Origin of the sequence: Mycobacterium sp. SVM_VP21, assembly GCA_024758765.1 — a bacterium.
Classification (GTDB): Bacteria; Actinomycetota; Actinomycetes; order Mycobacteriales; family Mycobacteriaceae; genus Mycobacterium; species Mycobacterium heraklionense_C.
Map to the genome: position 1 here is coordinate 3,256,202 of CP101406.1, position 17,999 is coordinate 3,274,200.

At 67.7% G+C, this 17,999-nt stretch carries 20 protein-coding genes; 13 read left to right on the forward strand and 7 right to left on the reverse strand.

All coding sequences use genetic code 11. The features are described from left to right. Positions 1-2: 2 nt before the first annotated feature. From NM962_15080 to NM962_15090, 3 genes are all read right to left on the reverse strand, one after another. On the reverse strand, positions 3-1,874 hold the full coding sequence (locus tag NM962_15080; protein UVO14752.1) for a hypothetical protein: 1,872 nt from the start codon (positions 1,872-1,874) through the stop codon (positions 3-5). 80 nt (positions 1,875-1,954) lie between these two features. Continuing rightward, positions 1,955-2,434: an NADH-quinone oxidoreductase subunit B family protein gene (locus tag NM962_15085; protein ID UVO11299.1), complete on the reverse strand. Its 480-nt coding sequence runs from the start codon at positions 2,432-2,434 to the stop codon at positions 1,955-1,957. Further along, positions 2,431-2,760, reverse strand: a complete 330-nt coding sequence (locus tag NM962_15090; protein UVO11300.1) for a metalloregulator ArsR/SmtB family transcription factor — start codon at positions 2,758-2,760, stop codon at positions 2,431-2,433. Before NM962_15090 ends, NM962_15085 begins: the two co-directional genes overlap by 4 nt. Positions 2,761-2,938: 178 nt before the next feature. Between NM962_15090 and pyrH the strand changes: the two genes are divergently transcribed. The 4 genes from pyrH (at position 2,939) to rlmN (ending at position 6,318) form a co-directional block, all read left to right on the forward strand. Next, a complete protein-coding gene (pyrH, locus tag NM962_15095; GenBank protein ID UVO11301.1) occupies positions 2,939-3,688 on the forward strand; it encodes a UMP kinase in 750 nt (249 codons plus the stop codon). A 64-nt stretch (positions 3,689-3,752) separates the two neighbouring features. After that, on the forward strand, positions 3,753-4,310 hold the full coding sequence (gene frr / locus NM962_15100) for a ribosome recycling factor (GenBank protein ID UVO11302.1): 558 nt from the start codon (positions 3,753-3,755) through the stop codon (positions 4,308-4,310). A 22-nt stretch (positions 4,311-4,332) separates the two neighbouring features. Then, the gene (locus tag NM962_15105) at positions 4,333-5,199 is read left to right on the forward strand and encodes a phosphatidate cytidylyltransferase (protein UVO11303.1); all 867 of its coding nucleotides are present in this window, start codon (positions 4,333-4,335) and stop codon (positions 5,197-5,199) included. Between the two features lie 24 nt (positions 5,200-5,223). Then, positions 5,224-6,318, forward strand: coding sequence for a 23S rRNA (adenine(2503)-C(2))-methyltransferase RlmN (gene rlmN, locus NM962_15110; GenBank protein UVO11304.1), 1,095 nt, complete (start codon positions 5,224-5,226; stop codon positions 6,316-6,318). Positions 6,319-6,405: 87 nt separating this feature from the next. On the opposite strand, the gene NM962_15115 is transcribed toward rlmN, so the two are convergent. The 4 genes from NM962_15115 to NM962_15130 form a co-directional block, all read right to left on the reverse strand. Beyond that, a complete protein-coding gene (locus tag NM962_15115; protein UVO11305.1) occupies positions 6,406-6,660 on the reverse strand; it encodes a DUF2631 domain-containing protein in 255 nt (84 codons plus the stop codon). A 107-nt stretch (positions 6,661-6,767) separates the two neighbouring features. Next, on the reverse strand, positions 6,768-7,382 hold the full coding sequence (locus NM962_15120; GenBank protein ID UVO11306.1) for a TetR/AcrR family transcriptional regulator: 615 nt from the start codon (positions 7,380-7,382) through the stop codon (positions 6,768-6,770). A 4-nt stretch (positions 7,383-7,386) separates the two neighbouring features. Continuing rightward, positions 7,387-7,623 carry a hypothetical protein gene (locus NM962_15125; protein UVO11307.1) on the reverse strand — a complete coding sequence of 79 codons (237 nt, stop codon included), beginning with the start codon at positions 7,621-7,623 and terminating at the stop codon, positions 7,387-7,389. Further along, the gene (locus NM962_15130) at positions 7,620-8,696 is read right to left on the reverse strand and encodes a DUF2236 domain-containing protein (GenBank protein UVO11308.1); all 1,077 of its coding nucleotides are present in this window, start codon (positions 8,694-8,696) and stop codon (positions 7,620-7,622) included. The genes NM962_15125 and NM962_15130 overlap by 4 nt, the downstream gene beginning before the upstream one ends. 201 nt (positions 8,697-8,897) lie before the next feature. On the opposite strand from NM962_15130, the gene NM962_15135 reads away from it, so the two are divergent. The 9 genes from NM962_15135 to map all read left to right on the forward strand — a co-directional run bounded on the left by NM962_15135 (position 8,898) and on the right by map (position 17,990). Then, a complete protein-coding gene (locus NM962_15135; GenBank protein UVO14753.1) occupies positions 8,898-9,737 on the forward strand; it encodes a helix-turn-helix domain-containing protein in 840 nt (279 codons plus the stop codon). After that, a complete protein-coding gene (locus NM962_15140) occupies positions 9,691-10,086 on the forward strand; it encodes a VOC family protein (GenBank protein UVO11309.1) in 396 nt (131 codons plus the stop codon). The genes NM962_15135 and NM962_15140 overlap by 47 nt, the downstream gene beginning before the upstream one ends. 4 nt (positions 10,087-10,090) lie before the next feature. Further along, positions 10,091-11,266, forward strand: a complete 1,176-nt coding sequence (gene dxr, locus NM962_15145) for a 1-deoxy-D-xylulose-5-phosphate reductoisomerase (GenBank protein ID UVO11310.1) — start codon at positions 10,091-10,093, stop codon at positions 11,264-11,266. Next, complete coding sequence (locus NM962_15150) at positions 11,263-12,480, forward strand: M50 family metallopeptidase (GenBank protein ID UVO11311.1); 1,218 nt, start codon at positions 11,263-11,265, stop codon at positions 12,478-12,480. The genes dxr and NM962_15150 overlap by 4 nt, the downstream gene beginning before the upstream one ends. Before the next feature lie 13 nt (positions 12,481-12,493). Further along, positions 12,494-13,645 (forward strand): flavodoxin-dependent (E)-4-hydroxy-3-methylbut-2-enyl-diphosphate synthase, encoded by a 1,152-nt coding sequence (ispG, locus tag NM962_15155; GenBank protein ID UVO11312.1) that lies wholly within the window; start codon positions 12,494-12,496, stop codon positions 13,643-13,645. Between the two features lie 55 nt (positions 13,646-13,700). Further along, entirely contained in the window at positions 13,701-14,555 is an 855-nt protein-coding gene (locus tag NM962_15160) for a GNAT family N-acetyltransferase (protein UVO11313.1), read from the forward strand. Between the two features lie 130 nt (positions 14,556-14,685). Beyond that, positions 14,686-16,506, forward strand: a complete 1,821-nt coding sequence (locus NM962_15165) for a penicillin-binding transpeptidase domain-containing protein (protein ID UVO11314.1) — start codon at positions 14,686-14,688, stop codon at positions 16,504-16,506. Positions 16,507-16,525: 19 nt separating this feature from the next. Then, positions 16,526-17,110 carry a DUF1707 domain-containing protein gene (locus tag NM962_15170; GenBank protein ID UVO11315.1) on the forward strand — a complete coding sequence of 195 codons (585 nt, stop codon included), beginning with the start codon at positions 16,526-16,528 and terminating at the stop codon, positions 17,108-17,110. A 22-nt stretch (positions 17,111-17,132) separates the two neighbouring features. Continuing rightward, positions 17,133-17,990: a type I methionyl aminopeptidase gene (gene map / locus NM962_15175; GenBank protein ID UVO11316.1), complete on the forward strand. Its 858-nt coding sequence runs from the start codon at positions 17,133-17,135 to the stop codon at positions 17,988-17,990. Positions 17,991-17,999 lie beyond the last annotated feature (9 nt).

Here is a 17,999-nt window from a genome sequence, read left to right on the forward strand (position 1 = left end):
GGTCATCGGGCCACCAACATGGCGATCAGCACTCCCACCGCACCGTAGGCCAGGTAGAGGTGCACGCTGCCGGTGTGGGCGCGGCGCACCAGCTGCGCGGCGGCGGCCACGCCCCGCAGCAGCGGGGCATACCAGCGATCCTCGACGACATCGGCCACTCGCGCCCGGTAGGCGATCCGGTCCACGTAGTAGCTCGACGGAGCTTGGCGGGTCACTTCGACGGCGGCGTCGGTGTGCAGCACATCGTCGAAAACCTGCTGTAGCGGTTGGGCGAACGACGTCGCGGTGTATTGCATGCGCGGGCTCAGATCGTCTGCGCCGCAGGCCCACAGCGGCACCGTGGCAGTGCTCGGACGCTGACGTGCCCGCCAGCGTGAACCGATCAGCACCACCACCACCGCGGCGGCCAGTACGGCGGCCAGCAGGCCGGGGGACATGGACGCGTCCAACCCGGGAATGCGCAGGTAGGTTCCGAGCTGCGGGGCGGCCCCCGATATCGGCAGGATGTCGAGCACCCGGTGCAACAGCGGGCCGACGGTGCCCGGTGCGACGGCCAGCACTAGACAGGCGAGTGCGGCCAGCGTCATCCCGGCGAGCATTGCGGTGGGCGCTTCCCGGGCTGCCGCCGCGGCATCCGAGCGTGGGCGAGCCAGGAACCCGATTCCGAACGCCTTGACCATGGCGGCCACCCCCAGGCCGGCGGTCAGTGCGATCGCACCCACGGCCAGCGGTGTCACCAGGGTGATCGTGAGGTCATGGTCGGCTCGGGCATGCATCAGCGACTGGATCAGCAGCCATTCGCTGACGAAACCCGCTCCCAACGGCAGGCCGGCAGCGCCGAGCGCGGCCACCCCGAACAACGCTGTGGTGCCAGGCATTCGGCGGGCCAGCCCGCCGAGTCGATCCAGGTCGCGCAAGCCGGTGGCGGCCAGCACTGACCCGGCGGCCAGGAATCCGAGGCTCTTGAACGCACTGTGGGCGAGCAGATGTAGCAGCGCCGCCACCGTGGCAACGGCCGCGGCATTGCGTGATCCCGCGCTCGACAACAACGTCGCCGCACCCAGGGCCAGGGTGATCAGCCCGATGTTCTCCGTCGTCGAATACGCAAGCAGCCGTTTGAGGTCGGTTGCCACCGACGCCTGCAACACTCCGTAGAGCGCCGACGCACCGCCTGCGATCAGGAGCGTCAGACCCCACCAGCGCGGTCCGGGCCCGAGCAGCTGCACGTCGACGCGGATGATCCCGTAGATGCCGAGGTTGACCATGGCGGCACTGAGCAACGCCGAGACTGGGCTGGGTGCTTCCGGATGCGCCCTAGGCAGCCACGCGTGCAGGGGCATGAGTCCGGCCTTGGAGCCGAAGCCGATCAGGGTCAACACGAACACGGTGTTGCGCACGCGATCGGGCAGCGCGCCCATGCCGGCGAAGTCGTCGCCGACGTGAGCTGCCAGCACCACCATGCCCAACAGCAGCGAGACGAAGCCCAACTGGGTCATCACCGCGTAGATCAGCGCGGCCGAACGCACCTCGCTGCGCTGTTGATCGGTGAGCACCAACACCAGCGACGCCAGCGCCATCAGTTCCCAGGCAAGCAGGAACGTCGTTACCGAGCCTGCCGCCGGAACCGTCAGCAGTGTGGCGACGAACAGCGGCAGCGTCAGCAGCGGGACCGCACCGTAGCGCTCGTGGCGTGCATAGCCGATCCAATACAGACCGGCGGCCACGGCGACCGCGCCGGTCAGCGCCATGAAGAACCCGCCGAGCGCATCGATGCGCAGCTGTACACCCAGCAGCGGAACCAGCCAGTCGATGCGAATCGCGGGCAGGGTGCCGAACACGCCGGCCAGGCCGATGCCGACTCCAGCGGCACCGATGCCGGCCGTGGCGGCCCCGCTGAGGGCCGCTGGAAGGGCTTGGTGGTGCGATGTATCGGGTGTCGTAACCGTCAGCGTGCTCACCGGCCGGTCACCGACCGCAGCGCGGCAAGGATCTGCTCGGGCGTCGGCGGACAGCCGGGGATCTCGACATCGACCGGAACCACCTCGCCGACGGCCCCCACCGTTGCGTAGGACTGCGCGAACACCCCGCGGTTGAGGGCACAGTCCCCGCACGCGATGACTTTGCGGGGTTGCGGGGTGGCCTCCAGGGTGTTGCGTAGCGGCTCGGCCATGTTGCGGGTGACCACCCCGGTGACCAGCAGGGCGTCGGCGTGACGCGGTGAGGCGACGAGCCGGGCGCCGAACCGCTCGGCGTCGTACACCGGGCTGAAAGCCCCGCCGATCTCGATCTCGCAGCCGTTGCACGATCCGGCGTCGACGTGGCGGATCTGCAACGAGCCCGGCACGCCTGTCGGCGGTTCGGTGGCGGCCGGTGGGCGGGCGCCGGCCGGTTCGGTGACACGGCCCAGGGCACGGATTCTGGTGAGCCAGCTCATTGTCCGGCCCGCAGGTCATCGAGGATGGCCACTTGTTCGTTGAGCAATCCGGTCAGCGCCTTGCGCGCCACGGCGAGCAGTTCGGTGATCACCGGCGAGGCGATCGAGTAGACCACCGCATTGCCGTCCTTGGCCGCTGTCACTACGCCTGCGCGACGCAGGACACCCAGTTGTTGGGACAGATTGGATGCTTCGAGCCCGATCTCGGGGAGCAGCTCGCCGACGGTGTGGTCGCGTTCGGCGAGCAGTTCCAGGATCCGGATCCGGGCGGGGTGCCCGAGGGTCTTGAAGAACTCGGCTTTCACCTGATGGAGCGAGTTCGGCACAGCGCAGACCATAGCAGCGAAAGCATCAATTGAAAATATTTTCATATGTTGTGACAGTTGAGGGGCGGCGTCGCCACCCCGGGCTCTGTTTGACCGTTCCGGTAGGGCAGGATGACAATGCCGTCGCGGACCATTCCCGCGATGGCGCTGTCATATGCGCGCAGCCCGGAGGAGCCTGATGACGGAGCCGACGAGTACCGACGGAGACCGGCCGGCCGGCCGCCCCCCTTACTCCCGGGTTTTGCTCAAACTTGGTGGGGAGATGTTCGGCGGCGGGCAGGTCGGGCTTGATCCCGATGTGGTCGCGCAAGTGGCCCGCCAGATCGCCGAAGTGGTCCGCGACGGCGTGCAGGTAGCGGTGGTGATCGGCGGCGGCAACTTCTTCCGCGGCGCCCAGCTGCAGCAGCGCGGCATGGAACGGATGCGCTCGGACTACATGGGCATGCTCGGCACCGTGATGAACAGCCTTGCGCTGCAGGACTTCCTGGAAAAAGAAGGCATCGACACCCGGGTGCAGACCGCGATCACCATGGGTCAGGTGGCCGAGCCCTACATCCCGCTGCGGGCACAGCGGCACCTGGAGAAGGGCCGGGTGGTGATCTTCGGCGCCGGTATGGGGCTGCCGTATTTCTCCACCGACACCACGGCGGCGCAGCGCGCGCTGGAGATCGGCGCCCAGGTGGTGCTGATGGCCAAGGCGGTCGACGGCATCTTCACCGCGGATCCGCGGGTCGACCCGGACGCCGAACTGCTGACTTCGGTCACTCATCGCGAGGTCATCGACCGCGGGCTGAAGGTGGCCGATGCCACCGCGTTCAGCCTGTGCATGGACAATGGCATGCCGATCCTGGTGTTCAACCTGTTGACCGATGGAAATATCGCGCGAGCGGTCGCGGGTGAGAAGATCGGAACACTGGTCACCAGCTGAAGAGCGCGGGGGCAGATGACCACCGACGGCGCTAGAGCGAAGCGATGAACGAGGAGCGGGGCACATGATCGACGAGGCTCTCTTCGATGCCGAAGAGAAAATGGAGAAGGCCGTGTCGGTGGCCCGCGACGACCTGTCGACCATCCGCACCGGCCGGGCCAACCCGGGCATGTTCTCGCGGATCGTCATCGACTACTACGGGTCGATCACCCCGATCACCCAGCTGTGCAGCATCAACGTTCCCGAGGCGCGACTGGTCGTGATCAAGCCCTACGAGGCGTCGTCGCTGGGTGCCATCGAGACCGCGATCCGCAACTCCGACCTCGGCCTGAACCCCAGCAACGACGGTTCGCTGATTCGGGTGTCGGTGCCGCAGCTCACCGAGGAGCGACGCAAAGAGCTGGTCAAGCAGGCCAAGGCCAAGGGGGAGGACGCCAAGGTCTCGGTGCGCAACATCCGCCGCAAGGCGATGGAAGAACTGCACCGCATCCGCAAGGACGGCGACGCCGGCGAGGACGAGGTCGGTCGAGCGGAGAAAGACCTGGACCGCTCCACCCAGCAGTACGTGACCCAGATCGACGAGCTGGTTAAGCACAAAGAAGGCGAGCTGCTGGAGGTCTAGCGGCCGTTCAGCAGGCACAACCGTGGCAGACCAAGACACCGGCGTAGACGCCGCGGATTCACAACCGAAACAATCGCGAGCGGGACGCAACCTTCCCGCGGCTATCGCCGTGGGCGCGGTGCTGGGCGGGACGCTGGTCTACACGCTGCTGTTCGCCCCGCGCTTCTGGGTGCTGATTCTGGCGGTGGCCGCGCCGGTTGCCACCCATGAGATCACCCGGCGGCTGCGTGAAGTCGGCTACGACGTGCCGTTCATCCCGCTGGCGCTCGGCGGCCAGGCGATGCTGTGGCTGTCCCTGCCGTTTGGGGCCCGAGGAGTGCTGGGCGCCTTCGGTGCGACCGTGGTGATCGTCATGATCTGGCGGCTGGTCAACCAGGGGCTGGACCACGCCCCGGTCAACTATCTGCGGGACATGTCGGCGACGATCCTGATCGCGGTCTGGGTGCCGCTGTGTATGAGCTTCGCGGCGCTGCTGGTCTTCCGCGACGACGGTCCGGGCCGGGTCTTGTGCTTGCTGTTCCCGGTGGTCTTCTCCGACATCGGCGGGTATGCCGTCGGTGTGCTGTTCGGCAAGCACCCGATGGCGCCGGCGATCAGCCCGAAGAAGTCCTGGGAGGGTCTCGGAGGATCGCTGGTGCTCGGCGTTGGCGCGGCCGTGTTCGCGGTGACGATGTTCCTCGACCGGCCGTGGTGGGTGGGCCTGCCACTGGGACTGCTGCTCGTGCTTACCGGAGTCTTCGGCGACCTGATCGAGTCCCAGGTCAAACGCGATCTCGGTATCAAGGACATGGGCAGGCTGCTGCCCGGACACGGCGGGCTCATGGACCGGCTCGACGCGCTGCTGCCGTCGGCCGTGGTGACCTGGATCGTGCTGACCGTCCTGCCCTGAGTCACCGGCATACTGGAACCGATCATGACGCAACAGCTGGTGTTCACCGCACCGCGACGGGCACTGCCGCCGCGGCATCTGGCCGACCTCGACTCCGAAGGCGTGGTGGCCGCAGTCGCCGAGCTGGGGCTGCCGGCATTTCGGGCCAAGCAACTGGCGAACCAGTACTACGGCCGGCTGATCGCCGATCCGCAGCAGATGACCGACCTGCCTGCCGCGGTGCGCTCGTCAGTAGCCGACGCACTGTTCCCCACCTTGCTGACCGCGGCCAGCGAGATCGAATGCGACGCCGGTGAGACCCGCAAGACGCTGTGGCGCGCGCACGACAACACCAAGTTCGAATCGGTGCTGATGCGCTACCCGCGCCGCAACACCGTGTGCATCTCCTCGCAGGCCGGCTGCGGCATGGCATGTCCGTTCTGTGCGACCGGGCAGGCCGGCCTCACCCGCAATCTGTCCACCGCCGAGATTCTCGAGCAGGTGCGGGCGGCGTCCGTCGAACTGCGCGACCGAGACCACGGCAGGCTCTCCAACATCGTGTTCATGGGCATGGGGGAGCCGCTGGCCAACTACGCCCGCGTGGTGGCGGCGGTGCGGCGCATCATCGAACCGGCGCCCAACGGCTTCGGCATCTCGGCGCGATCGGTGACGGTGTCCACGGTGGGGCTGGCCCCGGCGATCCGCAAGCTCGCCGACGAGCGCCTCGGGGTGACACTCGCGCTGTCGCTGCACACCCCCGATGACGAACTGCGCGACACCCTGGTTCCGGTCAACAACCGGTGGAAGGTCTCCGAAGCCCTCGATGCTGCCCGCTACTACGCCGACGTCACCGGCCGGCGAGTCTCAGTGGAATACGCGCTGATCCGCGACGTCAACGACCAGCCGTGGCGGGCAGATCTGTTGGGCAAAAAGCTGCATAAGGCGCTGGGACCGTTGGTGCACGTCAACCTGATTCCGCTCAATCCCACGCCCGGCAGTGAGTGGGACGCCAGCCCTAAGCCGGTGGAGCGGGAGTTCGTCCGGCGAGTTCGGGCACAGGGCGTGGAGTGCACGGTCCGCGATACCCGCGGGCGTGAGATTGCCGCCGCGTGCGGCCAGCTGGCGGCCGAAAGCGACTAGCTTGACTTCACCGAGATCGACGTTTTGCAGATTCCTTCTCGCACTTTGTCTGCAAAACGTCGGTTTCGGCGCATGGTGCAGACGCAGTTAGCGCAGCCAGCCGCGGTTGCGGCCGACGATGTCGCGCACCACGACGAACAGTGTCAGCGCCGCGAATCCCAGCAGGAAGTAGTCCTCGACGTGGCCGATGTGGTTGCCGCGCAGCATGAGCAGCAGGAAGCCGACGATGCCGAAGCCGACGATGTGCCAGGTGCGGTAGTTGATGGCGCTCCAACCCCACGCCGCAGACGGCACCTCGACAGGGTCAACCCCGCTGTGGCGCTCCACCTCGGTACTGGCCACTTCGACTCCTTAAGTTCGCAGCAAGTTCGGATCATTCTGGCACACGGCGAGTCAGCTCATCGCACGACGGCGACACGCAGGGCCCGCTCCGCCGCGCTTGCGATCGCCTAGACCGCGAATGTCCGGTAGGCGGCCGGGCCGACGATCGCGGCCAGGCTCTCCGGTGTCCACTGCTGGTCACTGTCGAGCAGCATCCGCGCCGCGGCCTCGCAGATCGCCAGGAACACCTCGGTGAGTGCTGCCAGAGTGGCATCGGACTGCGGCCGGCGTGCCAGCAGCGGCCGCATCACCGTGCCGACCCGCTCGGTGAGCCGGGCCCGGCCCGAGACGACGGCGGCCGCCAGCACCGGATCCTGGTCGGCGGTGAAGATGATCCGCCATGACGCCGGCCGCTCCCGCACGGCGGACAGGAACGCGCGGAAGCCCGCGACGAACCGGTCCTCGACGCTGCTGGTCCGCCGCGGCGGCAGGGTCCCGAGCAGACTGGTCAGCATCAGCTCGGTCTCCCGGTCGAGCAGTGCGGCCAGAACCTCGCCCCGGCCGTCGTAGCAGGCGTACACCACCGGGCGGGTGACTCCGATACGCTCCGCGATCGCCTTCATGGTCACCGCGGCGACGCCGCGCTCGGCAGCGATCTGCAGGGCGGCGTCCAGTACCTGCGGCCGACGTCGCTGCGGGCCGAGATGCTCGGCGCGGGACCGGTTCGCGGTTGGTTCCGGCACTGGTTCAGCGTAATTGGATGTCGGCGATGATTAGCACCGGCCAGGCCACGATCTCCCCGAGAACGGAGAACACCTTGTCCAGTCCGCGGATGTCGTGGAGGTGCTGGTAGTGGCTGCCGGCCCAGAACAGTCCGATCACCAGGTAGGCGCCGAGCAGGGCCGAGCCCATGAAGCCGAGGAAGAAGAGCTGGCGGATGCTGAGTTGGCGGTCGAGGAAGCGCTGCACACTCTCAAGGTTCATCCGATACGCCCCAGGATCGGCTGGGACTCGATGAGCCCCTCGTCGCTGGGCGCCAGGCCTTCGCCGAAGACTCGATGCGACTGCTTGGCCCGGAATTCCAGATGGGCCTGCGCCGGGACGGCGTAGCCGAAGCGTTTCTGGGCTTCCCGCGGAGTCGTGGTGACCGGGTTTACCGGCGGGATCGCCCGTAGTACCCGGGTGCCGATCGGAAGCGTCATCGGTGAGATCAGTCGTAGCAGCATCAGCTGCACGCGGGGGCTCAGGCTCAGCAGCGTGAACGCGGCACTCAGCGGCGGCACAATCAGTGCGTCGAGCACCTGAGAGGTGCCCACGCCGCCGAGCTTGCGCATCCAGCGGGGCATGGTCGCCAGGGTGCCGCGGCGTAGGAATGCGGTGACGACCAATGCGCCCGGCCACAGCAGCTTCGGCAGCGATTCAGGGAGGATCACCTCGGCGTGCAGGAGGTGTGCCATCGCGCGCCGGGCGATATCGGAGTTGATCAGCTGGGGGCGCATCTGCTCGAAGTAGGCCGCGATGCCCTCCCGGGTGCGCGGTACGTCGGTCGGGTCGAGCGTCTGCAGCTCGGCCGCCTTGGCGCAGTCGGCCCAGTACGACGCCTCGTCGTCCGCCGACAGCGGTCCGGGGCCGTATTTCTCGTAGGCGTACAGGATCGAGTGCCAGGCCGTGAGATGGATCCACATCTGCGACGCCGGGTCGTTGGCGTCGTAGTGCGCGCCGGTGACCGGATCCACGCCGATGGCCTTGGAGTGGATCCGGACCAGCATGTCGGCCGCTTCGGCGGTGGTGCGGCTCTCGCCGAAGGCCACCATCGCGAAGTAGCGCAGGGTGCGGTCGTAGCGCGTCCGCGGACGGTCATAGATCGCCTGGGTGTGGTCGACGGAGGCGACCAGTGCGGGGTCGAGTTCTTCGATCACCACCGCGCGCTGGAAGCCGATCGACAGTGAGGTCGGGTAGCTCCAGACCTTCCAGGTGGCCGAGTCGGGGCCGAAGAACCCGTAATCCTCGGCGGGCTCGGCGTCGGGCAGGGCCAGCCATTTGCGCAGAGAGGTCATTTCGCCGCCTTTCGCCATCTTCTGGCTCGTTCGTTTCCTACACTGTGTAGGATTCTGCATCGGGCCGGCGCGACCGTCAAGGGTATTGTTGGCTCGCGGTGCGGTATTACCGTGGGCGCCATGGCCTCCGATGCCAGCCAAGCGCCGCGTATCTCGGATTTCGCTGTTGCCCCGGCCCACATCGCGCCGGGCGTGGCGTTGATGGTGGGCTACCGCGTGCGCGAAGTGCCCCACGGTGTGCACCGCGGGATGCCGTCGTCGACCCTGACGTTCATCGTCAGCCTCGACGAGGGCGTTCGCGCGGCCGAATCCCTCGAGGCCCTCCCTGCCGCGCGACCTGCCCCGCTGCTGCTGAGTGGTCTGCATTCACGGGCCGCGGGGGTGCAGCAGACCAGCGGCCAGGCCGGAATTCAGTTAGCTGTGCATCCGCTGGCGTCGCGCGCGCTGTTCGGTGTGCCGGCCGCCGAGCTGAGCGTGACCGACTTCGACGCCGCACCGATGTTGGGCCGCCGCGCGGTGCGGCTACATGAGCAGCTTGCCGCCACACAGTCTTGGCCGGACGCGTTTGCGCTGGTGTCTGCCTACCTGGTAGCCGAGGAGCGGCGACGCGACAGCACTGTGCGGCCGGAGGTGTCCCACGCCTGGCAGCTGTTGCAGCGCAGCCGGGGGAGGACGCCGGTCGCGGAGATCGCCGAGCAAGTCGGACTGAGCCAGCGGCATCTGAGCACGCTGTTTCGCCGCGAGGTCGGTCGCACCCCGAAAATGGTCGCGATGCTGATGCGCTTCGAGTACGCCACCAACCGGATCGCCGCCGCGGCACGCCGGCCCCAACGCATCGACCTGGCCGGTATCGCCGCCGACGCCGGGTATGCCGATCAGGCCCATCTGACTCGCGAATTCGTGCGCTACGCCGGGGTCTCGCCGGCGGCATGGCTGGCCGAGGAGTTCCAAAACATTCAAGACGGCGGTCACGCCCCGCGGTCACAGTGGAGTCATGACGCATCAGAATCCGTCCGTCTGGTTGACCCTGCAAGCGCATGACGCGCGCAAACTCATCGACTACTACGTCGATACCTTCGGCTTCGTCGTGGCGGCCCGCCACGGCGATGACGGCGAGACCATCGCCCATGCCGAACTGCGCTGGCCAGAAGGTGTCGGCGGCATCATGCTCGGCAGCTACAAACCCGGTAATGACTGGTGCCGCGAACCCGGAACCGCCGGTGGTTTCGTCGTCACCACTGACCCCGACGGCCTCTACCGGCGGGTCCTGGAGCACCAGGCCGAGGTGATCCGGCCGCTGACCGACACCGACTACGGCGCCCGCGAGTTCGCCGTCCGCGACCCGGAAGGCAACCTGTGGAGCTTCGGCAACTACGCGGGAGCACAATAGGTGCGTGAGCACGGGCCGCCGGATCAAAGTTCTGCTGTTGGGCTCCACCGGCTCGATCGGAACCCAGGCGTTGCAGGTCGTCGCGGCGAACCCGGACCGTTTCGAGATCGTCGGGCTGGCCGCCGGAGGCGGTAACCCGCAACTGCTGGCTGAGCAGCGGGCCGAGACCGGGGTCGCCAACATCGCCGTCGCCGACGCGCAGGTCGGCGAGGCGCTCGACGCCCCCTACTGCGGGGCCGACGCCGTCACCCGCTTGGTGTACGACACCGAGGCCGACGTGGTCCTCAACGCCCTGGTCGGCGCGCTCGGACTGCGGCCGACGCTGGCTGCACTGGAGACCGGTTCACGGCTGGCCCTGGCCAACAAGGAATCCCTGATCGCCGGCGGTCCGCTGGTCCTGGCGGCTGCCGAGCCGGGGCAGATCGTGCCGGTGGACTCCGAGCACTCCGCGCTGGCGCAGTGCCTTCGGGGCGGCACCCCTGACGAGGTCGCCAAGTTGGTGCTCACCGCATCGGGCGGGCCGTTCCGCGGCTGGAGCGCAGCGGATCTTCAGCACGTCACACCCGAGCAGGCCGGGGCGCACCCGACCTGGTCGATGGGACCGATGAACACCCTGAACTCGGCCTCGCTGGTGAACAAGGGCCTCGAGCTCATCGAAACCCACCTGCTGTTCGGCGTTCCCTACGACCGCATCGACGTCGTCGTACACCCGCAGTCGATCGTGCATTCCATGGTCACCTTCACCGACGGATCGACCATCGCCCAGGCTAGCCCGCCGGACATGCGCTTACCGATCGCGCTGGCCCTGGGCTGGCCGGCGCGGGTCCCCGGTGCGGCCGCGGCCTGTGACTTCTCCACCGCCTCCACCTGGGAGTTTGAACCGCTCGACGACGACGTGTTCCCGGCGGTGCAGCTGGCTCGCGACGCCGGTCAGACCGGTGGCTGCATGACCGCGGTCTACAACGCCGCGAACGAAGAAGCCGCCGAAGCCTTCCTTTCGGGCCGGATCAGTTTCCCGGCGATCGTGGCCACGATCGCCGAGGTGCTGGGCGCCGCTGACCAGTGGGCTGCGCAACCCGCTACCGTGGATGAGGTACTCGATGCGCAGCGCTGGGCCAAGGAACGAGCGGCTCGCGCCGTCGAGGCGATAGCTACGAGAAAGGTCGGAATTACCCGATGATGTTCGCGGTCGGCATCGCGCTGTTCGCGCTGGCCATCCTGGTTTCGGTGGCGCTGCATGAATGCGGTCACATGTGGGTGGCGCGCGCCACCGGCATGAAAGTGCGCCGCTACTTCGTCGGCTTCGGCACCACGTTGTGGTCGACGCAACGCGGCGAGACCGAATACGGCCTCAAGGCGATCCCGGCCGGCGGCTTCTGCGACATCGCCGGCATGACCGCCGTGGAGGAATTGGAGCCCGACGAGGTCGACCGCGCCATGTACAAGCAGAAGACGTGGAAGCGGGTGGCCGTGCTGGCCGCCGGACCCGCCATGAACTTCATCATCGGCCTGGTACTGGTCTACTCGATCGCGGTGATCTGGGGTCTGCCCAACCTGCACGCCCCCACCACCGCTGTCATCGGCGAAACAGCCTGTGTGGCACCCGAAGTCGTTAAGGGTGAATTGGGTACCTGCGCGGGCCCCGGCCCGGCGGCGCTGGCCGGCATCGAGTCCGGTGACGTGGTGGTCAAGGTCGGTGACACCCCGGTGTCGACCTTCGAGGAGATGGCCACGGCCGTGCGCAAACAGCACGGCACGACGCCGATCGTCGTCGAACGCGACGGCGCCACCCTCACCAAGTACGTCGACGTGACTCCCACTCAGCGCTGGATCGCCGACGGCGCGGACCGCGAGGCCGTCCCCAGCACCGTCGGCGCGATCGGGGTGGGCGCCGCCCAATTCGGGCCGACCCAGTACAACCCGGTCACCGCGGTGCCGGCCACCTTCGCCTTCAGCGGCGACCTGTCGGTGCTGCTGGGCAAGTCGCTGGCCAACATCCCCTCCAAAGTCGGTGCGCTGGTGCACGCCATCGGCAACCCGCACGGGCAGCGCGACCCCGAAACCCCGATCAGCGTGGTGGGCGCCTCGATCATCGGCGGCGACACCGTCGACCACGGACTGTGGGTGGCGTTCTGGTTCTTCCTGGCGCAGCTGAACTTCATCCTGGGCGTGCTGAACTTGGTGCCGTTGCTGCCGTTCGACGGCGGGCACATCGCGATCGCGCTGTTCGAAAAACTTCGCAACATGGTCAGGTCGGCCCGCGGGAAGGTCGCGGCCGCACCGGTGAACTACCTCAAGCTGATGCCGGCCACTTACGTAGTCTTGGTGGTGGTGGTCGGCTACATGCTGCTCACCGTTACTGCCGACTTGGTCAATCCGATCAGGCTGTTTTGATAGGAGCCCCCTCATGAGCGTCGGCCTAGGCATGCCGGCTGCCCCTCCGCCCACACTGGCGCCGCGTCGCAAGACCCGCCAACTGAAGGTCGGCGGGGTCGGGGTGGGTAGCGACCATCCGATCGCGGTGCAGTCGATGTGCACCACCAAGACCCACGACGTCAACGCGACCTTGCAACAGATCGCGGAGTTGACCACCTCGGGTTGCGACATCGTGCGGGTGGCCTGCCCTCGGCAGGAGGACGCCGACGCGCTGGCCGAGATCGCCCAGCACAGTCAGATTCCGGTGATCGCCGACATCCACTTCCAGCCCAAGTACATCTTCGCCGCGATCGATGCCGGCTGTGCCGCGGTCCGGGTGAACCCGGGCAACATCAAGGAGTTCGACGGCCGGGTCGGGGAGGTGGCCAAGGCGGCCGGCGCCGCCGGCATCCCGATCCGGATCGGCGTCAATGCCGGTTCGTTGGATCAGCGGTTCCTGGCCAAGTACGGTAAAGCCACCCCCGAAGCCTTGGTGGAGTCCGCGTTGTGGGAAGCGTCGCTGTTCGAGGAACATGGCTTCGGCGACATCAAAATCAGCGTCAAGCACAACGACCCGGTCGTGATGGTGGCCGCCTACGAGCTGCTGGCCGAGCGCTGCGACTACCCGCTGCACCTGGGCGTCACCGAGGCCGGCCCGGCTTTCCAGGGCACCATCAAATCCGCCGTGGCGTTCGGCGCGCTGTTGTCGCGCGGCATCGGTGACACCATTCGGGTGTCGCTGTCAGCGCCGCCGGTGGAAGAAGTCAAGGTCGGCAACCAGATTCTGGAGTCGTTGAACCTGCGGCCGCGCGGTCTGGAGATCGTGTCGTGCCCGTCGTGTGGGCGGGCTCAGGTGGATGTCTACCGGTTGGCCAACGAGGTCACCGCCGGGCTGGAGGGGCTCGACGTCCCACTGCGGGTCGCGGTGATGGGCTGTGTAGTCAACGGCCCCGGTGAGGCTCGCGAGGCGGATCTGGGTGTGGCGTCCGGCAACGGCAAGGGCCAGATCTTCGTCAAGGGCGAGGTGATCAAGACCGTTCCCGAGGCGCAGATCGTGGAGACTCTGATCGAGGAGGCCATGCGTCTGGCCGCCGAGATGGAGGATGGATCTCCCGGCGGTTCGCCCACCGTCGCCGTAAGCTGATCCCAGCCGGATCGCCATAGGCGCGCGGCAGTTGAGTTCGCCAGAAAGAGTCACTATGTCGGCTCCGCCCGAGTTCCGTCTCGACCAGCGACGGGTGTCCGTAGCGCGTGACGCCGCCGCGGTCTGGCGGGTGCTCGAAGAGGATCCGATCGGTTCCTGCATGGTCGCCGCGCGGGTCGCCGATCACGGTGTCGACCCCAGGTCGATCGGTGGGGAATTGTGGACGCGCGGCGGCGGCGTGGATGAATCCCTGTGTTACGCAGGCGCGAACCTGATCCCGCTGCGCGGTGCCCCGGCCGATCTCACCGCGTTCGCCGACAAGGCGGTTGGTGCGATCCGGCGCTGTTCGTCGTTGGTGGGCCGGGCCGAATTGGTGTTGCCGATGTGGCAGCGTCTCGTCGATTCCTGGGGCCCGGCTCGTGATGTGCGGGAGAGTCAGCCACTGATGGCGCTGCACACCATGCCCGCCTGCCCGATGGACGCCGAAGTGCGCCAGGTGCGTCCCGACGAACTCGACGCGTACCTGGTGGCCGCCGTCGACATGTTCATCGGTGAGGTCGGTGTGGATCCGCGGGCCGGTGACGGCGGCCGCGCCTATCGCCGTCGGGTGGCGAACCTGATCACGTCGGGCCGGGCCTGGGCACGCTTCGAGCGGGGCGAGGTCGTGTTCAAGGCCGAGGTGGGTTCCCAGTCGCCGGCGGTGGGGCAGATCCAAGGTGTCTGGGTGCACCCGGACCGACGCGGCCGCGGGCTGGGCGCCGGCGGCACCGCGATGCTGGCCGCGGTCATCGTCGGCACCGGGCGCATCGCCAGCCTCTACGTCAACGATTTCAACGAGGTGGCGCGGTCCACCTATGAGCGGGTGGGTTTCACCCAGGTCGGCACCTTCGCGACCGTGTTGCTCGACTGATCTCGGGATCTCTTCGTGCTCTTCGCCGAACCTGCGGTTGGCGCGGAAAAGTTCGAGTTACGGACACGCTAAACGCTGTCTCGGTGCGCCTCCGCCTGGCGACCGTTTCTATTTCGTAACATCAGCCCCAATGACAACTGCAAGCTCATTCGTCACACGCGTCACGGGCCTGGTCGCCGTGTTGCTGACCGCAGCCGGGATGGCGGCCTGCACGCCCCGCCCCGACGGTCCAGGGCCCGTCGCCGAGCGGTTCTTCGCGGCCCTGGCCACCGGCGACACCGCGACGGCCGCCGAACTCAGCGACGACCCGTCTGCGGCGCGCAGCGCACTCAACGCCGCCTGGGCGGGCTTGCAGGCCGAACACCTGGATGCCCAACTGCTCAGTGCCCGCTATAACGACGACACCGGCACCGTGGCCTACCGCTACACCTGGAAGCTGCCGAAGAACCGGACCTGGGCCTACGACGGCCAGCTCAAGATGGTCCGAAACGAAGGACACTGGACCGTCCGCTGGACGGCCACCGGCCTGCACCCCAAACTGGGCGAGCACCAGACCTTCGCGCTGCGGGCCGACCCGCCGCGCCGCGCCGCCGTGAACGAGGTGGGCGGCACCGACGTGCTGGTACCGGGTTACGTCTACCACTACATGTTGGACGCCACCCGGGCCGGACGAAACCTGATGCGCACCGCGCGGGCGGTGGTCGACACCTTGCGGCCCTTCGACGACGCATTGGGCGACCCGCAGCGGCTGGCCGAGCAGGCCAGTTCCTCGAGGTCTCCACTCGACCTGATCACCTTGCGCAAGGTCGACCACGACCGTGTCGAACCCGCTATCGGTGCCCTCCCGGGAGTCGTGGTCACCCCGCGCCCCGAGCTGTTGCCCACCGACGACCACTTCGCGCCGATGCTCATCAGCGAAGTCAAAAAGGCGGTCGCGACCCAACTCGAAGGTGCCGCGGGCTGGCGTGTCGTCAGCGAGAATCAGAACGGCGTCGACGTCGCGGTCCTGCACGAGGTCGATCCAGCGCCGGCCCCCTCGCTGACCATCAGCTTGGACAGAGCGGTCCAGCGGGCCGCCCAGAACGCGGTCAACACCCGCGGCGACAAGGCGATGATGGTGGTGATCAAGCCCTCGACCGGTGAACTGCTCGCCGTCGCGCAGAGCGCAGCTGCCGATGCCGACGGCTTGGTCGCGACCAGCGGCCTGTATCCCCCCGGATCGACGTTCAAGATGGTCACCGCGGGCGCGGCGATCGAACGGGACATGGCGACGCCGAACTCCATGGTGGGTTGTCCCGGTGAACTCGACATCGGCCAGCGCACCATTCCCAACTACGGCGGATTCGACCTCGGGCTGGTATCGATGTCGCGGGCCTTCGCCAATTCGTGCAACACCACCTTCGCCGAGCTGGCCAGCCGGATGCCGCCGCGGGCGCTGTCGCAGGCGGCCAGTCGCTACGGGATCGGGGTGGACTACCTAGTGGACGGGATCACTACGGTCACCGGCTCGGTTCCGCCGACGGTCGACCTGGCCGAACGCACCGAGGACGGCTTCGGTCAGGGCAAGGTGCTGGCCAGTCCCTTCGGCGTCGCGTTGGCTGCGGCGACGGTCGCCGCGGGACGCACACCGGTACCCCGATTGATCGAAGGCCGGCCGACGGCGGTCAACGGTCCGGTGGCGGCCCCGGTGAGCGCGGAGATGCTCGACGGCCTGCGCGAGATGATGCGGCTGGTGGTGACCGACGGCACCGCACGCGACATCGCCGGCTGCGGCCCGGTCTACGGCAAGACCGGGGAAGCAGAATTCGCCGGTGGCTCGCACTCCTGGTTCGCCGGATATCGAGGTGACATGGCCTTCGCGTCCCTGATCGTCGGCGGTGGCAGCTCGCAGTACGCGGTCCGGATGACCAAGGTGATGTTCGACTCGCTGCCAGACAACTTCCTGCTGTAGCGGCGTAAATTGAGAACCCATGACGGGTCTCAGCGACGACATAGCCGACGTGGCCTTGCGTATCTCGGATGCGGACCGCAACGGCACGTTGCGCCGCCTGCACAACGCCGTCTCCCTCGGATTGATCGACATCGGGGAGTTCGAGGAGCGTGCGGCGCAGGTGTCGCAGGCACGGATGCGCTCGGAGCTCGACACCCTGATCGGTGACCTGCCCGGCCCGCGCGCCATCGTCACCTCGGCGGCCGACCGGGTCGAGCTGCGTGGCTGGGCCGGGTCGCTCAAACGCCACGGGGAGTGGATCGTGCCGACCCGGCTGGCGCTGGTGCGACGCCTGGGCTCGGTTGACCTCGACCTCACCAAGGCCCGGTTTGCTGGGCCGGTCGTCGTGATCGAGCTCGACATGCGATTCGGCTCGGTCGACATCCGTCTGCCCGACGGTGCCAGCGCCTCGATCGACGATGTCGAGGTCTACGGCGGCAGCGCCCGCGATCGCCGCACCGACCCGCCCGCCGAAGGAGCTCCGCACCTGGTGCTGACCGGCCGCGTGGTGTGCGGCTCGGTGGACATCAGGGGTCCTCGGCGCAAGCTCCGCTGGCGGCGCTGACCAGCTCCGTTAAGCTGGCGTAATGCCCGTTCGTGCCCCGCTTTCTCCCGGCGTGCTGTCTCCGACGCTGCCGGTGCCCCGCTTGATCCCGCGTCCGGAATACGTCGGCCGCGCTACGGCTGCCGAGGGCTCCGAGCCGTGGGTGCAAACGCCCGAGGTGATCGAGAAGATGCGGGTGGCGAGCCGGATTGCGGCGGGTGCACTTGCCGAGGCGGGTAAGGCCGTCGCGCCCGGCGTGACTACCGATGAGCTGGATCGCATCGCCCACGACTTCATGGTCGACCGCGGCGCCTATCCCTCGACGTTGGGTTACAAGGGCTTTCCGAAGTCGTGCTGCACGTCGCTCAACGAAGTCATCTGTCACGGCATCCCGGACTCGACGGTGATCGCTGACGGCGACATCGTCAACATCGACGTCACCGCGTACATCGACGGCGTGCACGGCGACACCAACGCCACCTTCCTGGCCGGGGACGTCTCGCAGGAACATCGGCTGCTGGTCGAGCGCACCCACGAGGCCACTATGCGCGCCATCAAAGCGGTCAAACCCGGCCGCGCGCTGTCGGTGATCGGCCGGGTGATCGAGTCCTACGCGAACCGGTTCGGCTACAACGTGGTCCGTGACTTCACCGGTCACGGGATCGGCCCGACCTTCCACAACGGTCTGGTGATCCTGCACTACGACCAGCCCGAGGTCGACACCATCATCGAGCCGGGGATGACCTTCACCATCGAGCCGATGATCAACCTCGGCAGCCTGGACTACGACATCTGGGACGACGACTGGACGGTGGTCACCAGCGACGGGCAGTGGAGCGCCCAGTTCGAACACACCCTGGTCGTAACGGACGACGGCGCCGAGATACTGACGCTGCCGTGACTTTCGGCT

What these genes read in the sequence shown, in the direction of transcription:
- NM962_15085 (UVO11299.1), bottom strand. Translation starts at nt 2,434, where the DNA reads ATGAGCTGGCTCACCAGAATCCGTGCCCTGGGCCGTGTCACCGAACCG.
- pyrH (UVO11301.1), top strand. Translation starts at nt 2,939, where the DNA reads ATGACGGAGCCGACGAGTACCGACGGAGACCGGCCGGCCGGCCGCCCC.
- frr (UVO11302.1), top strand. Translation starts at nt 3,753, where the DNA reads ATGATCGACGAGGCTCTCTTCGATGCCGAAGAGAAAATGGAGAAGGCC.
- rlmN (UVO11304.1), top strand. Translation starts at nt 5,224, where the DNA reads ATGACGCAACAGCTGGTGTTCACCGCACCGCGACGGGCACTGCCGCCG.
- NM962_15125 (UVO11307.1), bottom strand. Translation starts at nt 7,623, where the DNA reads ATGAACCTTGAGAGTGTGCAGCGCTTCCTCGACCGCCAACTCAGCATC.
- NM962_15130 (UVO11308.1), bottom strand. Translation starts at nt 8,696, where the DNA reads ATGACCTCTCTGCGCAAATGGCTGGCCCTGCCCGACGCCGAGCCCGCC.
- NM962_15135 (UVO14753.1), top strand. Translation starts at nt 8,898, where the DNA reads ATGGTGGGCTACCGCGTGCGCGAAGTGCCCCACGGTGTGCACCGCGGG.
- NM962_15140 (UVO11309.1), top strand. Translation starts at nt 9,691, where the DNA reads ATGACGCATCAGAATCCGTCCGTCTGGTTGACCCTGCAAGCGCATGAC.
- NM962_15150 (UVO11311.1), top strand. Translation starts at nt 11,263, where the DNA reads ATGATGTTCGCGGTCGGCATCGCGCTGTTCGCGCTGGCCATCCTGGTT.
- ispG (UVO11312.1), top strand. Translation starts at nt 12,494, where the DNA reads ATGAGCGTCGGCCTAGGCATGCCGGCTGCCCCTCCGCCCACACTGGCG.
- NM962_15160 (UVO11313.1), top strand. Translation starts at nt 13,701, where the DNA reads ATGTCGGCTCCGCCCGAGTTCCGTCTCGACCAGCGACGGGTGTCCGTA.
- NM962_15165 (UVO11314.1), top strand. Translation starts at nt 14,686, where the DNA reads ATGACAACTGCAAGCTCATTCGTCACACGCGTCACGGGCCTGGTCGCC.
- NM962_15170 (UVO11315.1), top strand. Translation starts at nt 16,526, where the DNA reads ATGACGGGTCTCAGCGACGACATAGCCGACGTGGCCTTGCGTATCTCG.
- map (UVO11316.1), top strand. Translation starts at nt 17,133, where the DNA reads ATGCCCGTTCGTGCCCCGCTTTCTCCCGGCGTGCTGTCTCCGACGCTG.